The organism is Sorangium sp. So ce426 (genome assembly GCF_051475585.1).
Lineage (GTDB): Bacteria > Myxococcota_A > Polyangia > Polyangiales > Polyangiaceae > Sorangium > Sorangium cellulosum_B.
In genome coordinates this window covers 8,426,664-8,444,072 of record NZ_CP150341.1, presented here as the reverse complement: position 1 = coordinate 8,444,072, position 17,409 = coordinate 8,426,664, and the positions used below count along the sequence as shown (strand labels likewise).

The 17,409-nt window shown below is 68.5% G+C and carries 14 protein-coding genes; 11 read left to right on the top strand and 3 right to left on the bottom strand.

Annotated features, from left to right (window positions below; all coding sequences use genetic code 11):
- Nucleotides 1-6: 6 nt before the first annotated feature.
- Genes WMF44_RS31370 through WMF44_RS31360 form a run of 3 tightly spaced genes read left to right on the top strand, consistent with a single transcriptional unit; the run spans nucleotide 7 to nucleotide 2,073 of the window.
- Nucleotides 7-732, top strand: a complete 726-nt coding sequence (locus WMF44_RS31370) for a hypothetical protein (protein ID WP_437293722.1) — start codon at nucleotides 7-9, stop codon at nucleotides 730-732.
- Nucleotides 722-1,843, top strand: coding sequence for a ComEC/Rec2 family competence protein (locus WMF44_RS31365; protein WP_437293721.1), 1,122 nt, complete (start codon nucleotides 722-724; stop codon nucleotides 1,841-1,843). Before WMF44_RS31370 ends, WMF44_RS31365 begins: the two co-directional genes overlap by 11 nt.
- On the top strand, nucleotides 1,840-2,073 hold the full coding sequence (locus WMF44_RS31360; protein ID WP_437293720.1) for a hypothetical protein: 234 nt from the start codon (nucleotides 1,840-1,842) through the stop codon (nucleotides 2,071-2,073). The genes WMF44_RS31365 and WMF44_RS31360 overlap by 4 nt, the downstream gene beginning before the upstream one ends.
- Nucleotides 2,074-2,209: 136 nt before the next feature.
- Here WMF44_RS31360 and WMF44_RS31355 read toward each other — a convergent pair whose 3' ends face one another.
- Together WMF44_RS31355 and WMF44_RS31350 are read right to left on the bottom strand one after the other, a co-directional pair.
- A complete protein-coding gene (locus WMF44_RS31355) occupies nucleotides 2,210-2,563 on the bottom strand; it encodes a hypothetical protein (protein WP_129347919.1) in 354 nt (117 codons plus the stop codon).
- Entirely contained in the window at nucleotides 2,550-3,074 is a 525-nt protein-coding gene (locus WMF44_RS31350; RefSeq protein ID WP_129347918.1) for a DUF6036 family nucleotidyltransferase, read from the bottom strand. The genes WMF44_RS31355 and WMF44_RS31350 overlap by 14 nt, the downstream gene beginning before the upstream one ends.
- Nucleotides 3,075-3,423: 349 nt before the next feature.
- Here WMF44_RS31350 and WMF44_RS31345 point away from each other — a divergent pair, with 349 nt between their 5' ends.
- From WMF44_RS31345 to WMF44_RS31335, 3 genes are all read left to right on the top strand, one after another.
- The gene (locus WMF44_RS31345; RefSeq protein WP_436603504.1) at nucleotides 3,424-3,774 is read left to right on the top strand and encodes a hypothetical protein; all 351 of its coding nucleotides are present in this window, start codon (nucleotides 3,424-3,426) and stop codon (nucleotides 3,772-3,774) included.
- A gap of 466 nt (nucleotides 3,775-4,240) precedes the next feature.
- Entirely contained in the window at nucleotides 4,241-4,720 is a 480-nt protein-coding gene (locus tag WMF44_RS31340) for a type II toxin-antitoxin system VapC family toxin (protein WP_437293719.1), read from the top strand.
- Nucleotides 4,717-4,941, top strand: coding sequence for a hypothetical protein (locus tag WMF44_RS31335; protein ID WP_437293718.1), 225 nt, complete (start codon nucleotides 4,717-4,719; stop codon nucleotides 4,939-4,941). Before WMF44_RS31340 ends, WMF44_RS31335 begins: the two co-directional genes overlap by 4 nt.
- 493 nt (nucleotides 4,942-5,434) lie before the next feature.
- Here WMF44_RS31335 and WMF44_RS31330 read toward each other — a convergent pair whose 3' ends face one another.
- The gene (locus tag WMF44_RS31330) at nucleotides 5,435-6,316 is read right to left on the bottom strand and encodes a hypothetical protein (RefSeq protein ID WP_437293717.1); all 882 of its coding nucleotides are present in this window, start codon (nucleotides 6,314-6,316) and stop codon (nucleotides 5,435-5,437) included.
- A gap of 800 nt (nucleotides 6,317-7,116) precedes the next feature.
- On the opposite strand from WMF44_RS31330, the gene WMF44_RS31325 reads away from it, so the two are divergent.
- From WMF44_RS31325 to WMF44_RS31305, 5 genes are all read left to right on the top strand, one after another.
- On the top strand, nucleotides 7,117-9,633 hold the full coding sequence (locus WMF44_RS31325) for a SpvB/TcaC N-terminal domain-containing protein (protein WP_437293716.1): 2,517 nt from the start codon (nucleotides 7,117-7,119) through the stop codon (nucleotides 9,631-9,633).
- Nucleotides 9,570-15,551 carry a toxin TcdB middle/N-terminal domain-containing protein gene (locus WMF44_RS31320; RefSeq protein ID WP_437293715.1) on the top strand — a complete coding sequence of 1,994 codons (5,982 nt, stop codon included), beginning with the start codon at nucleotides 9,570-9,572 and terminating at the stop codon, nucleotides 15,549-15,551. The genes WMF44_RS31325 and WMF44_RS31320 overlap by 64 nt, the downstream gene beginning before the upstream one ends.
- A 42-nt stretch (nucleotides 15,552-15,593) precedes the next feature.
- Nucleotides 15,594-15,851 carry a Tox-REase-5 domain-containing protein gene (locus tag WMF44_RS31315; protein WP_437293714.1) on the top strand — a complete coding sequence of 86 codons (258 nt, stop codon included), beginning with the start codon at nucleotides 15,594-15,596 and terminating at the stop codon, nucleotides 15,849-15,851.
- 14 nt (nucleotides 15,852-15,865) lie between these two features.
- Complete coding sequence (locus WMF44_RS31310) at nucleotides 15,866-16,393, top strand: Imm52 family immunity protein (protein ID WP_437293713.1); 528 nt, start codon at nucleotides 15,866-15,868, stop codon at nucleotides 16,391-16,393.
- 451 nt (nucleotides 16,394-16,844) lie between these two features.
- A complete protein-coding gene (locus WMF44_RS31305; protein ID WP_437293712.1) occupies nucleotides 16,845-17,402 on the top strand; it encodes an imm11 family protein in 558 nt (185 codons plus the stop codon).
- Nucleotides 17,403-17,409 lie beyond the last annotated feature (7 nt).

Genomic DNA, 17,409 nt, shown 5'->3' with positions numbered 1-17,409 from the left:
GGTTTCGTGGCGCGCTACGGGCCACACGCAATCCTCATGTGGCTCTCGGCCATCCTCAACAGTCCACCGGCGCAGGCTTGGATTGGCATGCGCGCCGCGACCCGCGGGTACGGCGTTCCAGACATCAAGAGCCTCCCGCTCCCCGAGTTCGATCCGGAGATCCACCGCCTGATCGAGCAGATCATGAAGCTCCCTCCAGGAGCGCGCTCGTCCCACCGTGCGTGCTGGGAGCTGACGAAAAGCACCGAGCCGAGCGAGCTTACAGCGAGCTTCGAGGAGCTCGCCGGCTACATCAACCATCGCATCGGGCTCTCGTACGGTCTCACGGAGAACCATGTCTCCGACTTGCATTCCTATCTTCGCGAGACGACGGAGCAGTGGGTGGACGCGCCCGCAGAAGCCCATCTGCCCCGCCCCGGTGCTTACCGTCGCATCAGCGGCTCGGTGGCGGCGATCGATACCCTCCGGCAGGAGGTGAGCCTGGACCTCTACCGCTACTCTCCAGAGGGCCCGCTCACCGTACCGCTGCCTCGTCATATCCCTGGCTGGGCGCTCACTCCCGGGGTCGAGTTCACGTGCGCAGTGCCTGCGGAAAGCGTCTCGGCGGGTGACCTGCGAGATCCGTGGCTGCTGCGCGACTTCCGGCCCGTGCCCTATTCCTACATGGACGCGAACGAGCTGGAGCGCCTGATCGGCTACGAGGGACCGGAGGAGCATGCCCATGTCGAGTGACCTGCGCGTGCGTATCCTCGACGTTGGCCAGGGAGACGCCATCGTCGGCCTGCTCCCGGACATGCCGCGCGCTTTCGTCACGGACGTCTACCAGGCCGAGCCCGTGCTCCGCCTCCTGGAGACCGAAGGCATCCAGGAGGTGTTGCTCTACCTGTCTCACTCCGACCGAGATCATACCCGCGGTGCGATAGACCTGCTCAATGGCTTCCCGGGTAGCCTCCAAGGAATCTTCTTCAATCACGATCGGTCGTCGCCGGGGCCGAGCACGGACTACGTGCGCCTGTGCCGCGCGATCGGCGCAGTTTCGCGCGAGGCTGCCCGGCGGACCAAGCGCAACCCTCGCTTCGCTCTCACCACCCAGCTAAACGAGGAGCCACGGTACCTGGCCTGGTTTGGATCCTCCGTCCGCGTCGTGGTCCTGCACCCAGCACCGGATGACCTCGACAGCCTGGTCACTCAAGGCAAGAACGAGATCTCCGGCGTGCTCTTGGTGGAGCACCACCTCCGGGCTGGCATCCGCCGGACGCTGCTCGCCGCCGACGTCCAGCTGACGGGGATCTCGCTCATCCTCGATCGCGCCGGACGGCAACCAATCATGGCGGACGTCCTCAAGTTCCCTCATCACGGCGCCTGGCCCGACAGCCACCCGGGGATGAGCTTCATCCCCGACGTCGCGCAGCGAACCATGGCGGACTTTCTCGCAACGGTCGCTCCGCGCGCGGTGGTCCTGTCCGCTGGGTTCTCCAACCCCCACGGCCACGTCAAGCCCGAGGTGTTCGACGCGCTTCGTGGTCAGCTCGCGGCCTCCGGGCGGCTGACGAAGGTGCTGTGCACCCAGTTCACCCGGACTTGCGTTGGGGCCCGTATGGTCCCGGCGATCCTCGGCACGCCGCGCTGCGCTGGCGACGTCGAGATCCGCACCGGCGACTCCGTGGGCGGCGATGGGCTGACGGTCTCCACCATCGGCGGCGCCCATGTCGATCGCATACGGAATCTCGTAGCTGTCGGCGGCACCCCTCAATGCGCTTTCCTCCCAGCCATCAGCACTCTTGGCCAGCCCACTTCACCCACACCGGCGCTGGTCCCGCCCGGCGAGCCCGTCTCGCGGTGAGGGTCAGATCCCAGGAGGGGAAAGAAGAGGGCCTCACGGAAGGCGAGGCCACCGGCAAGGCGGCCGCAATCCTGGCCTTTCTTGCTGCCCGCGGTATTTCGGTGAGCGCAGATGTCCGCGCTCGCATCTCGACGTGCAGGGATGCGTCGACGCTCGGCCTGCGGATCGCTCGCGCGGCCACGGCGGCATCCGTCGAGGAAGTCATCTCTACGCCCATAAAGAAAGCATGATTCACATCTTTCGATGTAGAGTGGCCACGGAACATGCGGCCGAACAAGCCCATGCTGCTGACCGCGCTTCGCGCGGCAGCAGATGGGCAGACCGTTGGGCGGCTTCCCCCCAAGCGGGCTTCGAGAGCGGGCGCGATCACGCCACCTTCAAGAACTCAGGCGGCGCGAGGATCCCGCGGCGCCGGAGCGGCTCCGGACCCTCCTGCTCGCAGAGCTGCCGAAGCCGCGGCATCGTTCGCGCGGCCTTCACCAGGCAGACAGGGGTGGGTGCCGCCTCGACCGTGCTCGTCCAGGGCGGGGGGGCCTGCCCGGCGCGCGCCGCCAGGAGCTCGGCGACACCGGCCGCGACACCGAGGGCGACCGGATCGAGGTCGGTCGGCGCCGGGATCGACGCCCATAGGATGCCCTGTCGGAGGCTGTCCGCGACCCACTGCCGGGCCACGAGCGCGTCGAACGACAGAAGGGCACGCACCAGGTCACGCAGATCCATGCTCGGCCTCCCAGAGATCACAGAAGGCATAGTACGCCTTCATCTCGCGTCCGGGAACAAGGTGGGGCTCGACGAGCCGCCACACCTCGTCCCGATCGGCGGAGAGCTTCGCGAGAAGGAGGCGCGCGTCGTCGATGTCCACGTCGTCCCGCCACGCGGACAGCTTCATGGCGAGGAGCTGGTGGGGCGCCAGCGCGCGCACCAGAAGCGCCGGCTCGTCGACAAGGACCTCGCCGAGCGCGAGGCCGTGGACATACCCCTTCGCGGCGTCGTTCAGCCAGTCGTCGGGGAGACCGAGGGAGTCCGCGACTCGCTGGACGGCCTTGCGGACGAGCGCCGGATCGATGCGGCTCAGGATCAGGGCATCGACGTCCTTCGTGGCCTCGCGGGCGCCGTACAGCAACACGACGGCCGCACCGCCGACGACCACGATCTCGCAGCGCGTAGACATGTCCGCGAGCTCGTCGGCGAGCGCCACGAGAGCGCGGCGGATGTCGTCACGCGAGAGCATGGCGCCATGCTACCGCGCTGCGCCGCGGAGCGCACGCTGCGACGTCCTCAAGGAGGTCGGTGCCGGCTGCGCCGGCGGCTCCGGCTGCCCTCGTTCACCACCATCTGCGCGAGCGGGGCCGCGAGCGCGTGGTGGAGGGTCCCACCTCATCGTTGCCCTTTCGGCCGCGCCCGCTCGGCGTACGCTCGTCCGCACCTGCCCCCCCCCGCGACCATGCCGCCCAACCAGCCGCTGCTGCTGACGATCGCGCACAGGCGCGCCTTAAGCACTTTAGGTAGTTCCGACGCGGGATGCGACCGTGAACGGAATATGAACGAGATCGCTCGGCGCCACGCTAAACGGAGTGAAGATGAAGATCGAACGGTCACGAAACGTCGGAGCCGAAAATTGCGAAGAGTGTAGGGACCGCGAACCATGGGACAAGACCATCGCTGCCGTCGCGCGCCAATTGGCTGCACACGGCGTGACTTGGCCCGCGTTCGTCATCATGCACGGGCACGACCGTCGGTGCGCGGAAGCGCTGGGCGCGGAGAACTTCGATCGCAGTCACTACATTGTTGCGGTTGATGAAGAAGGCAAGAAAGCAAAGGACGCCTCCGTGTTCGACCGGAAGGACGGGAGCTTCGTCGGGGTGACCAGCGTCATCAACGGCAGTGCCTTCCACCGAGGAAGATCTTCGTGTGAGCGCTGCTCTCGATAGTCGCGTTGAGCATGGGCGGCGGCTGGGGTGGCGGAATGCGGCGAGGTTCTTCGTGACCGATGCCTGTCGCAGCGCAACGGTTCTCTGCGCCGCCCAACTCAGCGATGGAGACCGACGCGGTGGGCTGGCGAGCGAAGCTAGCCTGCCCACCGCGCGGCTCATCGCCAGTCGTTGGGCGGGCAGGCGTGAGCCGAGGCAGTTATGGCTCCAGCGGAGTACGGCCTCCCAGGCGTCTGCCCCTGGAGGGCTCGCGCGGACGGGCCCGTCTCGACGATCGAGGATGCGCGCTCGAGCCCGGATGGGCTCGTCTCGACGACCAGCAGGCCGCCCACTCTCTGAACGGTCCTGATCCTCCCGACTTTTCTGATCAATACGAGGACGTGCGCGGGGCGACCTGGGCGCGCGTGCCTGGGCCTGGTATGCTCCAGGTGCGTCGGCGGGAGCGCGCCTTCGCTAGGAGCCGCCCGTGAAACCGCGCGTCTATGTCGAAACCTCGATCTTGAGCTATCTGACCGCGCTGCCAAGCCGAGATGTCATCCAGGCCGCCCGCCAGCAGGTCACGATCGGCTGGTGGGCGCGGCGAGACGAGTTCGAGCTGTTCCTCTCCGACCCGGTGCTGACCGAAGCGCGCCGGGGCGACCCCGCGGCAGCTGCTCGGCGGCTCGGGGCAGCCGCGGGGATCGCTGTCCTGTCAGGAGCCGAGGAAGCGGAGACGCTTGCCGCGGCCCTCATCAAGCAGGCAGCCATGCCCGCAAAGGCAATCGTCGACGCCGCGCACGTGGCCATAGCGACCGTTCATGGCCTCGATTTTCTGCTGACATGGAACTGCACGCATATTGCGAATGCTACGATGCGGCCACGCATAGAGTCCGTGTGTAGAGACAGTGGGTTTCGACCGCCCGTCATCTGCACACCAGACGAGCTGCCGCCACAGGAGGAGAAATGATTCGCGATGCCATCGTCGATGAAGTTCGCGCAATTCGCGACGAAATTGCGAAGGAATGTGGCTATGACGTTCACGAGCTGTTCAAGGCGTTTCGACGCCTTGAAGCAGGCTGCGCCACAGACCACGTTTCGATCGTTCCGCGTAGCGGTGGCCCGGAGGCCGCCCAACAAGGCAATGCAGCGGACGAGGCGCAGGCGACGACGCCCGCACCTCGCCGCTGATTGCCAAGGCGTCGTTCGGCCTGCGCCCGCCACGGGCGACTGCGCGCCTCGTGATCCGAGCGCGGCGGCCGCACAAGGAGGCCGCCGCGGCGCGGCGCGCATGGCTCGCCGGCCGCCCGCCGTCGCGCGGAGTCGCGAGCCCTCGCGCAGCGGCGCGCCGCTTTCACCGAGCGCGCCCGCGGCGCGCGCCCTCGGCGCAGGCGCGGTCTCCCCGCCGCTCCCGCCCGCGCCGCGCCCAGGCCGAAGACCGGCGCCGCAGCCCCTCGCTGGCGCTCCCGAAACGGCCAGCGCGCGCCGATGAGAACCTGGTGGGGCTCGGCGGCTTCGCGCGGTGCCAGGTGCGGGGCGCGGATCAGATTAACCTGGTCTTCCCGGAGGAGAGCCCGGCCCTGGCGGAGCGCGACCGGCTGGGCGAGGCGCTCCTGCCAGCAGGACCGTGGGGTTGCGGCGGGTCCGCAGCGCTAGCGCGCCGCGTTCTCGATCCGGCGTGGCGTCAGACCGGCGCGCCGTTTGGCTCGGGCGGCGCCGGCTCGCCCGGTGCCGGCTCGGGCGTCGCCGGCTCGTTCGCCGCGGCGACGCTGCCGCGGCGCTTCGGGCGGAGCCGCCGCAGGGCGCTGCGGAACGAGGTGGCGCTGAAGCGGCGCTTGACCTCGGGCATGTCCCAGCAGGCGTTGATGCCGGCGGCGCGCGCCTCGTTCCCGAGCAGCGTGGCATACGTCACGATGGAGTTGCGGAGCACCATCGCCTCTTCCCGGTTGCGCAACCCGAGGATGCCGAGCAGGTCGCGGCCGCTCACCTCGTCGAGCAGCGTGCTGCCTTCGCGCAGGAAGTCCTCGGTGAGGCCGACGGGCGCAAGGCGGGCCTGGTGCTGCTGGGCGAGCCGGAGCAGCATGGCTAGATCGCTGGTCTCCTCCGTGAGCGTGCCGCTCGTGTTCACGTCGGCGAGCTGCTCGGCGACGTCCGGCTCGAACGCGAACGTCTGGTCGGCGAACGCCTTGAGGCGCGCGCGCCAGGGCCGGCTCGCCTTGATCACCTGGTCGATGGGCCGCACCTGATACGCGCCGGTGCGCTTGCCCTCGCCGAACCAGAGGTTCGCCGTGTCGAGGAGCTGGATGGCGCCGCGGAGCAGCGCGCGACGCTCGGGGCCATAGGCCTTGCTCGCGAGCTGCGCCTCGTACTGGACGACGGCCAGATAGAGGTCCCGGAGCTCCGTGACGGTGGTCGAGACGGGTTGACTCGGCTCCATGACCTCGCGGACGATGCGGTCCATCTCGGGGCGCGCGGTATCGAGGAGGGCCTGGAACTCCGCGGGGGTCGCGACCGCGCGGGTTTCCTTCAGGACTGCGTGTTGTTCTTGTGAGAGTTCGATTCCCATAACCTACCTCCAGTGGGGGTGGCGAGCGGGCGAGCGCAACACCACGGTAGAGCTCGTCACGACCCGGGCGGGCTCGGCCGTGCTGAGAGCACGTTGTCGACGCCGGGGGGCTGCGCCGGCGCGCCTGGAGCGCGCCCCAGCAGGCCGGGGCGCGAACCCAGCAGAGCGTGGAACGCGCCCAGCGGGCCGGGGCGCGAACCCAGCAGAGCGTGGAACGCGCCCAGCGGGCCGGAGAGCGCTGCCAGCGTCGCCGAGACGGCCCGGAATCGTGGCAGCAGGTCCGGGGAGCGGTACCAGCGGGTCCGGGGAGCGGTACCAGCAGGTCCGGGGAGCGGTACCAGCAGGTCCGGGGAGCGGTACCAGCAGGTCCGGGGAGCGGTACCAGCGGGTCCGAGGAGGCGTACCAGCGGGCGCTGGCACGCGTCCCGGGTTGCTGGGGGAGCCGCCGGTGTACGAGGAGGCGTACCAGCGGCTGCTGGCACGCATCCCGGGGTCGCCATCGTGCGCCTCGGGGGAAGGAGGCGCCTCGTGCTGGCCAGCGTTACCGTGCCATGGGCGCGACCAGGGCAGAGCTGCCAGGACGCTGCACGCGACCCGGCGTCCGACTGCTGTTCCGTCGAGGCATCAGTGCATCTTCGACGGAATGCCGGCGAGGGCGGACGACGGCGGCGCGCTGCCATCGGTTGTTGTCGGGCGCGTATTGACACTGCATGTGTTTCCGGAGAACCCTGCGCGCGAATTCGAACGACCTTGCGTCGGGAGCTCGTCCAATGGGACACGCGCGCTGTTTCTGTCGTCTCGTGCTGTTCTGTGTGGTGGTGCTGCTGCTCGGGCGGGGGCATGAAGGCCTGGCGCTGGCAGGACCTCCAGCGCGGCGGCTCGTGCCGCTGTCGTCGCCGGGCGGCGGGGTAGCGCTCTCCTCGATTCCCTTCCGACTGCCGAGCGATGGTGTCGGGGGGCTGTCCCTGGGGCCTCGAGTCGATGCGCCGCCGGCCGAGGACGTGGGGGCGCCGTTCGGCGAGATGGTGCTGCCCGACAAGGCGCAGGTGGTGGCGTTCGAGGGCGCCGTGCTGGAGATCCCTCAAGGCGCGGTGGACGAGCCGGTGCGGATCACGATTCGCCCGCTCGACCAGGGCGAGGTGCGTCCGATGGGGCGCGCGATGGTCAACGTCACGCCCGGGGGGAGAGGGGACCGCTTCGGGCCGCACGGGCTCAGGTTCAAGAAGCCGGTGCGGCTGACGTTGCCTTATGACGAGCACGCGATCCCCCCGGGGATGACCGCGCAGCATGTGACGGGCTTCTACTTCGACGAGGCGCTGGGCCAGTGGGAGCACGTCGCGCGGGACGGTGAGGCTGCAAAGGGCAAGCTGGCGAGCCTGACCGACCACTTCACCGACTTCGTGAATGCCACGCTCGCGATGCCGGACGCGCCGGGCACGCGCAGCTTCGATCCGAACAGCATCAAGGGGCTCGCGCTGGGGAGCCCGTTCGCCGCGGTGACGCTGGTGGCGCCGCCGGAGGCGAGCTCCAGCGGCGCTGCGCGGCTGAGCCATGCGATCGAGGTCCCGCCGGGGCGCAACGGGATCGAGCCGGCGCTCGCGATCGCCTACGACAGCGAGCACCGCAACGGTTGGCTCGGCGTGGGGTGGGATCTGCGGCTGTCGAGCATCGAGATCGACACGCGCTTCGGGGTGCCGACGTACGCGGCGGGTGAGGCGCCGCGCTACCTGCTCGACGGGAGCGAGCTCGTGCAAGTCGAAGGCGGCGCCTGCGGCGACCCGTGCCTGTTCCGGCGGCGGGTGGAAGGGCGGTTCGACCGCATCGTGCGGCACGGCACCGGGGCGGCCAGCTACTTCTGGGAGGTGACGGACAAGGACGGGACAACGGCTGTCTATGGCCGCGACGCGAACGCGCGGCTCGATGATCCCGAGCCGGGGCCGGGCCAGCCGCGCAACGTGTTCCGCTGGTACCTCGACGAGGTGCGCGACACGTTCGGCAACCAGATGCGGGTCCGCTATGATCGGGAGATCGAGGCCGGTCCGCCGCCGCGCATCGAAATGCACCCCGCGCGCATCGAGTACACGGCGAACGCGTCACGAGGGGTCGAAGCGGCCTATGCCGTGGACTTCGTGTCCGAGAGCGGGCGGCCCGACGTCATGCTCAGCGGCAGGCCCGGCTTTCTCGAGCAGACCGAAACGCAGCTCTCGCGTGTGGACGTGCGGTTCGGCGACGTCGTGGTCCGCAGCTACGCGCTCCATTACATCGACGGTGATTTCGGCAAGCGCCTGCTGCAGGCCATCGCGTTCCACGGGCGAGGCGCGCGGCAGGCGGGCGGGCAGGTGACGGTCGGCGAGGAGCTGTACCGGCATACGTTCGAGTACTTCACGGCGCCGCGCACCGCGTCCGGCGAGGTGGCGGCGTTCGCGCAGGTGGCCGAGGCATGGGGACATGCCAAGGCGAGAAGCGGCCTGTCGCGCACGGAGGACTCGACCGCGGGCGGCAGCGCGTCGGTGGGGCTTGGCATCGGAATGTTCTCGATCTCGGTCGGCGGGGGCGGCTTTTTCGGCGACGAGACGGTGCGCAAGAGCGTGTTCGACCTCAACGGCGATGGGATGCCCGACTTCCTGGAGGACAGCGGCGATGTCGGGCTCAACCTGCTTCGCGCGGCGTCCGGGAACCATGTGACGGCGGCGAGCGCGCTGGGCTTGTTCGACAGGGATCTCGGCCTGACGGACCGCTCGGGATGGAGCGTGTACGCGGGGCTGAACGTCGCAGCCCTGAGCGGCTCGGTGGGGTACACGCGGAGCAGCACCGAGGACGAGCAGATCGTCACGGACATCAACGGCGACGGCTACCCTGATCTGGTGTCGGGCGGCCCGCTCGGGGGCGTCTACGCCGCGCTCAACGACCGGCGAGGCCGCTTCGGGAGCAAGCAGCCGTGGGGCGCGCTCGACACGAGCGGCGCGCCGTCCGGCCGTCCCGACCTGGCCCAGGCGGCGCGCAAGGACTTGCATCCAGCCGATCCGCTGCTGTGCTGGATCGCGCCGTTCGAGGGAGACATCCGCATCGGCGGGGCGCTGCAGAAGCAGGAGGCGGGCGGCGATGGGGTGCGGGTGCAGATCGTGCGGAGCGGCGAGGCCGAGCCGCTCTTCGACGATGTGCTCGACGGGGACGAGCTGACTCCCTGCCTTCTTGGCGCGCATCGTCGATCCTGGCGCCGCAGCACGTCGGCGCGGGCGCCGGCGGGCTCGGGATGGGCGCGCTGCTGCCCGAGGCGATCCCGGTGCTCGCGGGCGATCGCCTCCGGTTCCGGGTGAAGGCGGAGCTGCCCGATGATCCGGCGCGCATCGCGTGGAGCCCGGTGGTCCGTTACGAGGAGTACACGCGCGTGGACCGGGCGACGGGCGCGCCGCGGCGCGGGCAAGTGCAGTGCGGTGTGCAGCCGAACGGCCGCACCGGCTGCACGCTGCACAACGACGGGCCCGGGGACGCGCCGCTGCCGCTCGCGCTCATCGAGCAGCGGGCGCATGTGTCGATGCCTGTCGCGAGGTGGTCGCATGCGACGCGCCCGCGGCCGTGGATCGCGCCGAGCACGGGGACGGCGCGGCTCGAGGGAATGCTGATCGTGCCGGGGACCTATACCTTCACTCAGCCGCTGACCCTGGTCGTTCAGGGCGTGCATCGGCTGCTCTTCAAGCAGGCGTATTCCGCGCCGAGCGCTGCTGGGACGGCATTCCCCGTGGACATCGACCTGGAGGTCCAGGCAGGCGAGCCGATCTTCGTCACGGCCTTCGCGCAGGTGCCACCCACGGGCGCCGCCCTGCAAGCGACGATCGACGGGGAGCCGGTGTCGCTCGGTTTGTTCGCGCCCGAGGCGGCGGCGAGCGGCGGGTCAGAGGACCCGATGGCCGGCGGCTTCCATGGCTGGTCGGTCGGCTTCCTCGATGGAGATCGCGTGTTCTCGGAGGCGGACATCGCCTTTCCGACGCTCCACCCGGAGCGCGGCTTCACGCTCGCCGTGCCGCTGCCGCAGGGGAGCGCGCCGGTGTGGGGCGCGGCCGCGTCGGAGGCGTTCGTCGGCGGCAGCTTGGTCAAACCATCGATCGTGGGCAGGGTGAGGCGGGGAGACGGTCAGCTCGGCCGGCTGCGCAGCGCGGAGACGTGGAACGCGGAGATCAGCGCCAACCTCGGGCCGCTGGGGGCGGGCTACAGCTTCGGCAGCACCACGTCGGACCTGGACCTCATCGACATCAACGGCGATCGATTGCCCGACAGCGTGACGCGCGAGGGCGCGGTGCTCAACACGGGGCGAGGGTTCGGCCCGCGGGACAGCTGGTCGCTGCCGGAGGCGCTGCGGCGGATCGAGCACCGTGCGATCCGGCTGGAAGGGAGCGCATCGGTCACTGTCGACAGCGAGACCCAGACGATCTCCAAGACGACGAGCGAGGGGCGCTTCGAGGGGTACCTGCACACGCAATTCCGCCTTGGGACGAGCTATGGCCTGTCTGCCACGCACGTGGATCTGGTGGACGTCAACGGCGACGGCCTGGTGGACCAGGTGACGCAGGATCCCGAGAGCGGGGTGATGAAGGTGGCGTTCAACCTGGGGCATCGGTTCGCGGGGCCGGCGCCGCTGGAGCGGGCGCGCTTCGAGAAGAGCGACTTCGATGCGGGGACGCTGCGCGAGACGCTCGGCGACATCTTGAGCGAGTTCACGGACGCGGCCGGGGTGGACGCGGTGCGGCTGGAGGACACGGGCGCGAACAGCGTCGGCGTCGGCATGGACGCGACGGTGGCCGCCGCCGGCGCGGGGTACACCTACACGACGGCGCGGACGGTGGTGGACTTCGCGGACGTGAACGGCGACGGGCTGCCGGACAAGGTGATGAAGGACCCGGAAGAGCCGTGGTTCCGGGTGCAGCTGAACCTCGGGAGCCGGTTCGCGCCGGAGGAGTCCTGGCCCGCGGGGGCGTGGGGCGTGTCGATCGATCCGCCGGAGTACGCGTTCATGGGCGGGGGCGACGCGGTGAGCTTCCGCAGGTCGGAGAGCTACGAGGGCAGCTTCAAGGTCGATGTCTGCTACTTCGTGTGTGTCGGCGGGTCGGTGTTCTACTCGGAAGGCGCCGGCTCATCGCACCTCGCGTTCGAGGACATCGACGGTGATGGGCTGCAGGATCACGTGCTCAAGCGGGACGGCGACGCGACGGTGTACGCGCGGGTCAACGCGCTCGGCAAGACGAACCTCTTGCGGCGGGTGAGCCGGCCGCTCGGCGGGAGCATCGAGCTCGACTACCAGCGCGAGGGCAACCTGGTCGTGCCGAGCGAGGGTGCGCTCGGCGAGATGGATAGGGCGCCTCAGGTCGACATGCCGTCGAGCCAGTGGGTGCTGAGCGAGGTGACGGTGCACGACGGCGTGGAGGGAGCGCCGGGGGTGTACGGGGTGCATGCGTACCGGACGAGCATCGCGACGCACGCGGATGGGGTCTACGACCGGGAGGAGCGGGTCGAGCTCGGGTACGGGCTCGTGACGACGACGGCGCTCGGCGAAGATGGCGTCACGGCGATGTCGAGCGAGGACGTCGAGTATCTGAACCACGACGTCTACCGCCGCGGGTTGGTCGCGCGCTCGACGCTGCGCGACGGCGACGGGCTGCTCTATACGGTGAACGAGGTCGACTACGCGCCGCCGCCCCAGGGGCTGGAGCCCGGGATGGGCTGGTTCTTCCCCAGGGAGACGGAGAGGAGGAGCGCGTTCTACGAGGGGACGACCGACGACCCGAGCGCGCCGCACAAGAGCACGCGCGAGACAAGGGTCTTCGACGAGCTCGGCAACCTGATCGCGCTGCACGCCGACGGCGAGGCCGATACGCCGGACGACAACGTGCATCAGCGGGTGGAGTACACGGAGCCTGGCTCGGCTTACATCGTGAAGCCGGAGCTCGTCGAGACGACCGATGAGCAGGGTCGCGTGCTGCGCCGGCGAACGGCGACGTACTGGCCGGGGACGGGCGCGCTGCGGACGGTCACGAACGTCATCTCCGGCGGCAAACGGGCGGATGGGACGACTTACGCGAACGCGGAGGCCACGTGGAGCTATGTGTTCGACGATTTCGGCAACCTCGAGACATCGACCGACCCGAACAATTACAAGCTGACGTACAGCTATGATGAGGTGACGCACAGCTACCGCACGTGCGCGAGCGATAGCTTCGGCTACCGTTCGAACAGCGTGCCGAATCTGCTGTATGGCACGGTGGCGCAGGAGACCGACGTCAACGGGCACACGATGGTGCACCGGGTGGACGACTTCGGGCGGCTCACCGAGGTCTGGGGGCCGAGCGACCTGGCGGAGGACGGCGAGGACGCCGGGCCGGTCGGGTGCACGCCAACGACGGTGTACGATCCGGAAGCGCTCGTGGGCGAGGGCGAGCCGACGATCGGGTTCGAGTACGCGCTCCAGCCCGACCAGACCGCCGCGCTGCCGGCGTGGGCGAAGACGAGCCACAAGGACGTGGAGCACCCGGGCGATCCGATCGTGACGATGACGTTCGCGGATGGGCTGGGGCGCGTGCTGCAGACCAAGAAGGACCACGAGCGGGACACGGGCACGGGCACCGAGGTCGGGATGACGGTCAGCGGGGCGGTGGCGTTCGACGCGCTCGGCCGCGTGGTGGAGCAGGGGCAGCCGGGCTTCAGCGCGGAGCCGGACACGGCGTTCGTGAGCCTGGCGCTGCTGCGGCCGACGCTCACGCGGTACGACGCGGTCTCGCGTGTGCGGGAGGTCGCCCTGCCGGACACGAGCGCGCTGGACGGTTACGCGCGGACGGCGATCGAGCACGACCTGGTGGCGCTGGAAGGACGGCTGCTCTTTCAGGAGATGGTGATCGACGCCAACGCGAAGATGCGGAACACGTACCGGGACGTGGGGGGGCGGATCGCGGCGGCGGAGGAGTTCAACCGGATCCAGGGGGTGGAGACGCGGATCGTGACGCGTTACCAGCACAGCCCCCTCGGGGAGCTCGTGCGGGTGACGGACGCGCGGAACAACGCGACAACGGCGACGTACGACTCGGTGGGCCGGATGGTGACGCTGGTGAGCCCCGACGCGGGCCGCACGGAGTGGCGCTACGATCTGGTCGGGAACCTTCGGGCGAAGCAGACGGCGGAGCTCGCGGCGCGAGGGCAGCTGATCCGGTACGAGTACGACTTCAACCGGCTGCGGAAGATCGACACTCCGGTGACGCAGGACGTGGTTTACACGTACGGCGAGCCGGACGACGCCGGGGATGAGGAAGGCAACCGAGCGGCGCGGCTGGTGGAGGAGACGAGCTCGGCGGGCAAGCGGAGTTTCCGTTACGATCGGTTCGGCAACACGGCGGAGCTGACCTCGGAGTTCCCGCGGCTGCGGGAGCCGCACCGCGGGCCGTACCAGGCGACGATGAAGTACGTGTTCGACGCGCTGGGGCGGATGCAGGAGCTCCACTTCCCCGGCTCGGGCGAGGAGGTTGTGCGCTACGGGTACGACCGAGGCGGCGCGGTGGTGTCGGTGGTCGGAGAGAACCAGCGGGTCCATCCGCAGCACCCGAGCGAGCCGAGGACGACGGAGTACCTGAGGCACATCGGGTACGATGAATTCGGGCAGCGGGTGCGCGTGGTGGCGGGCAACGGGATCGAGACGAAGTACCGCTATGACGAGTCGACGCGGCGGATGACCGAGGTCAACGCGGACCACCAGAGCGCGCAGATGCGGTCGATGGGGCGATCGCCGAGGCCGTTCCAGCGGCTGCGGTATCGGTACGACCTCGTCGGCAACATCCGGGAGCTGAACAACGAGGTGCCGTTCGACGAGTCGCTGGGCGGGGCGGTGATGGTGGCGCGGACGCAGCAGCGGTTCGCGTACGACGACCTGAACCAGCTGACGGAGGCGTCGGGGATCTACCAGGAGCGGGGAAACGAGCAGCAGCGGTACACGCTGGGCATCGACTACGACGTGCTCGGCAACGTGACGACGAAGCGGCAGGAGGTCGCCCAGTACGGGCGGGTCGGGCCGAACAACTGGCAGATGCAGTACCCGATCCGGGAGAGGACGTACCGGAACGAGTACCGCTACACCGGGCCGAGGCCGCACGCGGCGACTCAGGTGGACGAGTACGTGCCGGCGGAGTCGCAGCCGCGGCTGAGGGAGCTGTCGTACGACGCGAACGGCAACCACAAGCAGTGGAAGTACCGGGGTAACCTGCAGCGCACGCTGAGCTGGGACGAGGACAACCGGCTGGTGTCGGTGAGCGAGAACGGGCAGGAGATGTCGCGTGCGCTGTACGACGGTGCGGGCGAGCGGCGGGTGCATCGGCACGGGGCCGCCGGGGAGGAGGAGACGGCGTACGTCGATCAGCACCTCGTGGTGCGCAACGGGGTGATCGCGACGAAGCACCTGTTCGCGGGGGAGACGCGGATAGCGAGCAAGATCGACGCGGACTACTACCAGAGGCCGCCGGTCTTGTACTACCACCCGGACCACCTCGGGAGCACGCAGTACGTCACCGACCGGGACCAGGCGCTGAGCCAGCACGTGGAGTACCTGCCGAGCGGGGAGCTGTGGGCGGATCAGACGGATTCGCGATACCAGAACAGGCAGCCGTACCTGTTCACCGGCAAGGAGCTCGATCTGTCGACGGGGCTCTACCACTACGGGGCGCGGAGCTACGAGCCGAGGCTCGGGGTGTGGCTCAGCCCGGATCCGGTGCTGGCAGGGTACATGGCCGGCCGGATCAACGGCGGGGTGTACAGGCCGATCAACCTGGGGCTGTACACGTACACGTCCAACAACCCTGTGGTCCTCGTCGATCCGACCGGGAAGTTCGATGACGCGACGCGGAAGTTCATTGCCACGGTGCTCGCGGCGGCGGTGCTCGAGCCGACGCCAGTCGGAGAGATTGTTGTTGCTGCTGCGTCCGTGGTAGGATCTATCGGCTACGGGGGCTATCTAATCTTTGAGGCTGCCGCGAGTGGGAATCTCCCCAAGCCAGCCGAGTCGTTCCCCATACCCGAGGACACGCCCGAGGACGTCGCTGCGCCGTCGCTGCCGCCGGCAGCGGGAGGCGGCGGGGCGAAGGAGCCCCCGAAGCCCCCTGCGGCTGTTGCGGCGGAGCCGCCGAAGAAGCCGGCCGCAGGGGGTGTGAACGGCAGTTGGGTGCGCGCTGCCGAGTCCATGTCTGGGCGAGCTGCCGCCTACTAGGCCCGCTTCGGGCGCGCGGGCGAGGCGTTTCAAGTCAACGGCGTGAAATTTGACGGAATCGTCAACGGCGTCCTCCAGGAAGCGAAGGGGCCGGGATACGCGGCGTTCGTGCGAAACGGGACGTTCCAGCCATGGTTCCAGGGCGCAGAAGCGCTCGTCTCACAAGCTCAGCGTCAGGTTACGGCGGCCGGCGGGGCTCCGATCCAGTGGCACTTCGCCGAAGAGGCGGCGGCCAATGCAACCCGGACCCTCTTCAACCGAGAGGGTATCAAAGGAATCCAAGTTCTATTTACTCCATAGCTCTGGTGGTGTCTATGTTTGTCGCGGCATACTGGTCACAACGCAAGGAATCGAAGGAGTCCGCTTCTGAGCGGATGGCGAGGTTCTTGGGCGCTCTCTCAGGCCTGGGAGAGGAATTTTCGACCTGGTTCAGCAAGGGAAGAAGCCGAGCGGCGGCGCTGCAGTCCCCGGTTGCAGTGGACGCCGCATCGATCGCGAGAAGCCTAATTCCGAACCGACGAGATGTAGATCGTCAGCCAATACCGGATTTGGGATTCCGGTTCGCGGTGTGGAATGGATCGAGAGCCTCGCTCTCGGCGACCATAGGCTGTTGGAACCAACACGTTAGGAACGCGGTTGTTCTCGACGTCGGCAGCGACGATGCCCGCAGCGAAGACTGGTATCGGACCGTACTGGGTGAGATGATCCATGCTTTCGACCCGGATCATGCCGTGGTGACGAGCGACTCTTACTTGGCCAAGCGGGGCGCCGGCAATCCTTGGGAGGCCGGCATGTTCACCTACCATCGAGGAGGCGCCATCGAGGTGCACCCCTTCGAGTGAATTCTCGAGATGTGCGCATCCCGCGGGGACCCTCATTCTTCGCGGAGCCGGGAATCCATCGCCCGGCGGGTTGGTTGATGCGGCATTCCGACGTGGCAAGCGCCACCGTCACGAGCGCGAACAACGCATTGAAGCAGGCTGGTGTCTCTGGCCCGACTCGCATTCCGTGGGGACGATAAGATGCCTACTCCCGAGATCGAAGAATTTGCTAGGACTCTCGTGCAGCAGGTTAGGGATGCCGCCCATGGCTGTAAGGCGAGCGAGAATTTGGAATAGACGCAGGACGAGCGACCGCAGATGTTACCACCAAGAGCGGCGTCAAGCAGGTCCATCGTATGCTGGGCAACGACGGCCTGTCGCTCGACACCGTGTTCGTGCGCTGGGTCGAGTTGGATGCCATCCGAACTGAGGCAGCAACGGCGGGATCCGCCCTCAACAGGTTGCTCGTACCATGACGCGTTACTTCCAGCTTCGCGACGATGTGACGATCCGCGGCCGTTGGCATCTGTCCGACGTGCTCCTGCCGACTGGAGCGGAGCCGCTTTTCGACGCAGGCGAGCCCGTGCGTGATTCTGGGCCGCTCAGGGGAACCGTATCTCACACTGGTAGCGTCTTGGATTTCACGCTCACAAGCTTCAACGTCCCCATTGCGACAAGCAGCCTCGCGCACGCTGTCAGCAACATCGCGAGCTCCGACCTGCAGTGCCTGCCGGTGGAAATCGCTGGCCAGGCGGGCATGATGGTGTTGAACGCCGTCCGTGTGGTTCGGTGCATTGACGAGACGCGGTCCGAGTTCGTCAAGTGGACCAAGCACGATCATCGCGCTGATCTCGCCGGACAATATAGACAGGTTACGAAGCTCGTCCTGGCTACCGACGCCATTCCGGCGGACGCGCACTTCTTCCGTGTCGAGGGGTGGCTGGTTGCTCTCATCGTCTCCGAGGCGGTCAAGGAAGCTATGGAGCGAGTGGGTTGCCTCGGTGCCAAGTTCCTCGAGTTGCCGACATGAGCGTGTG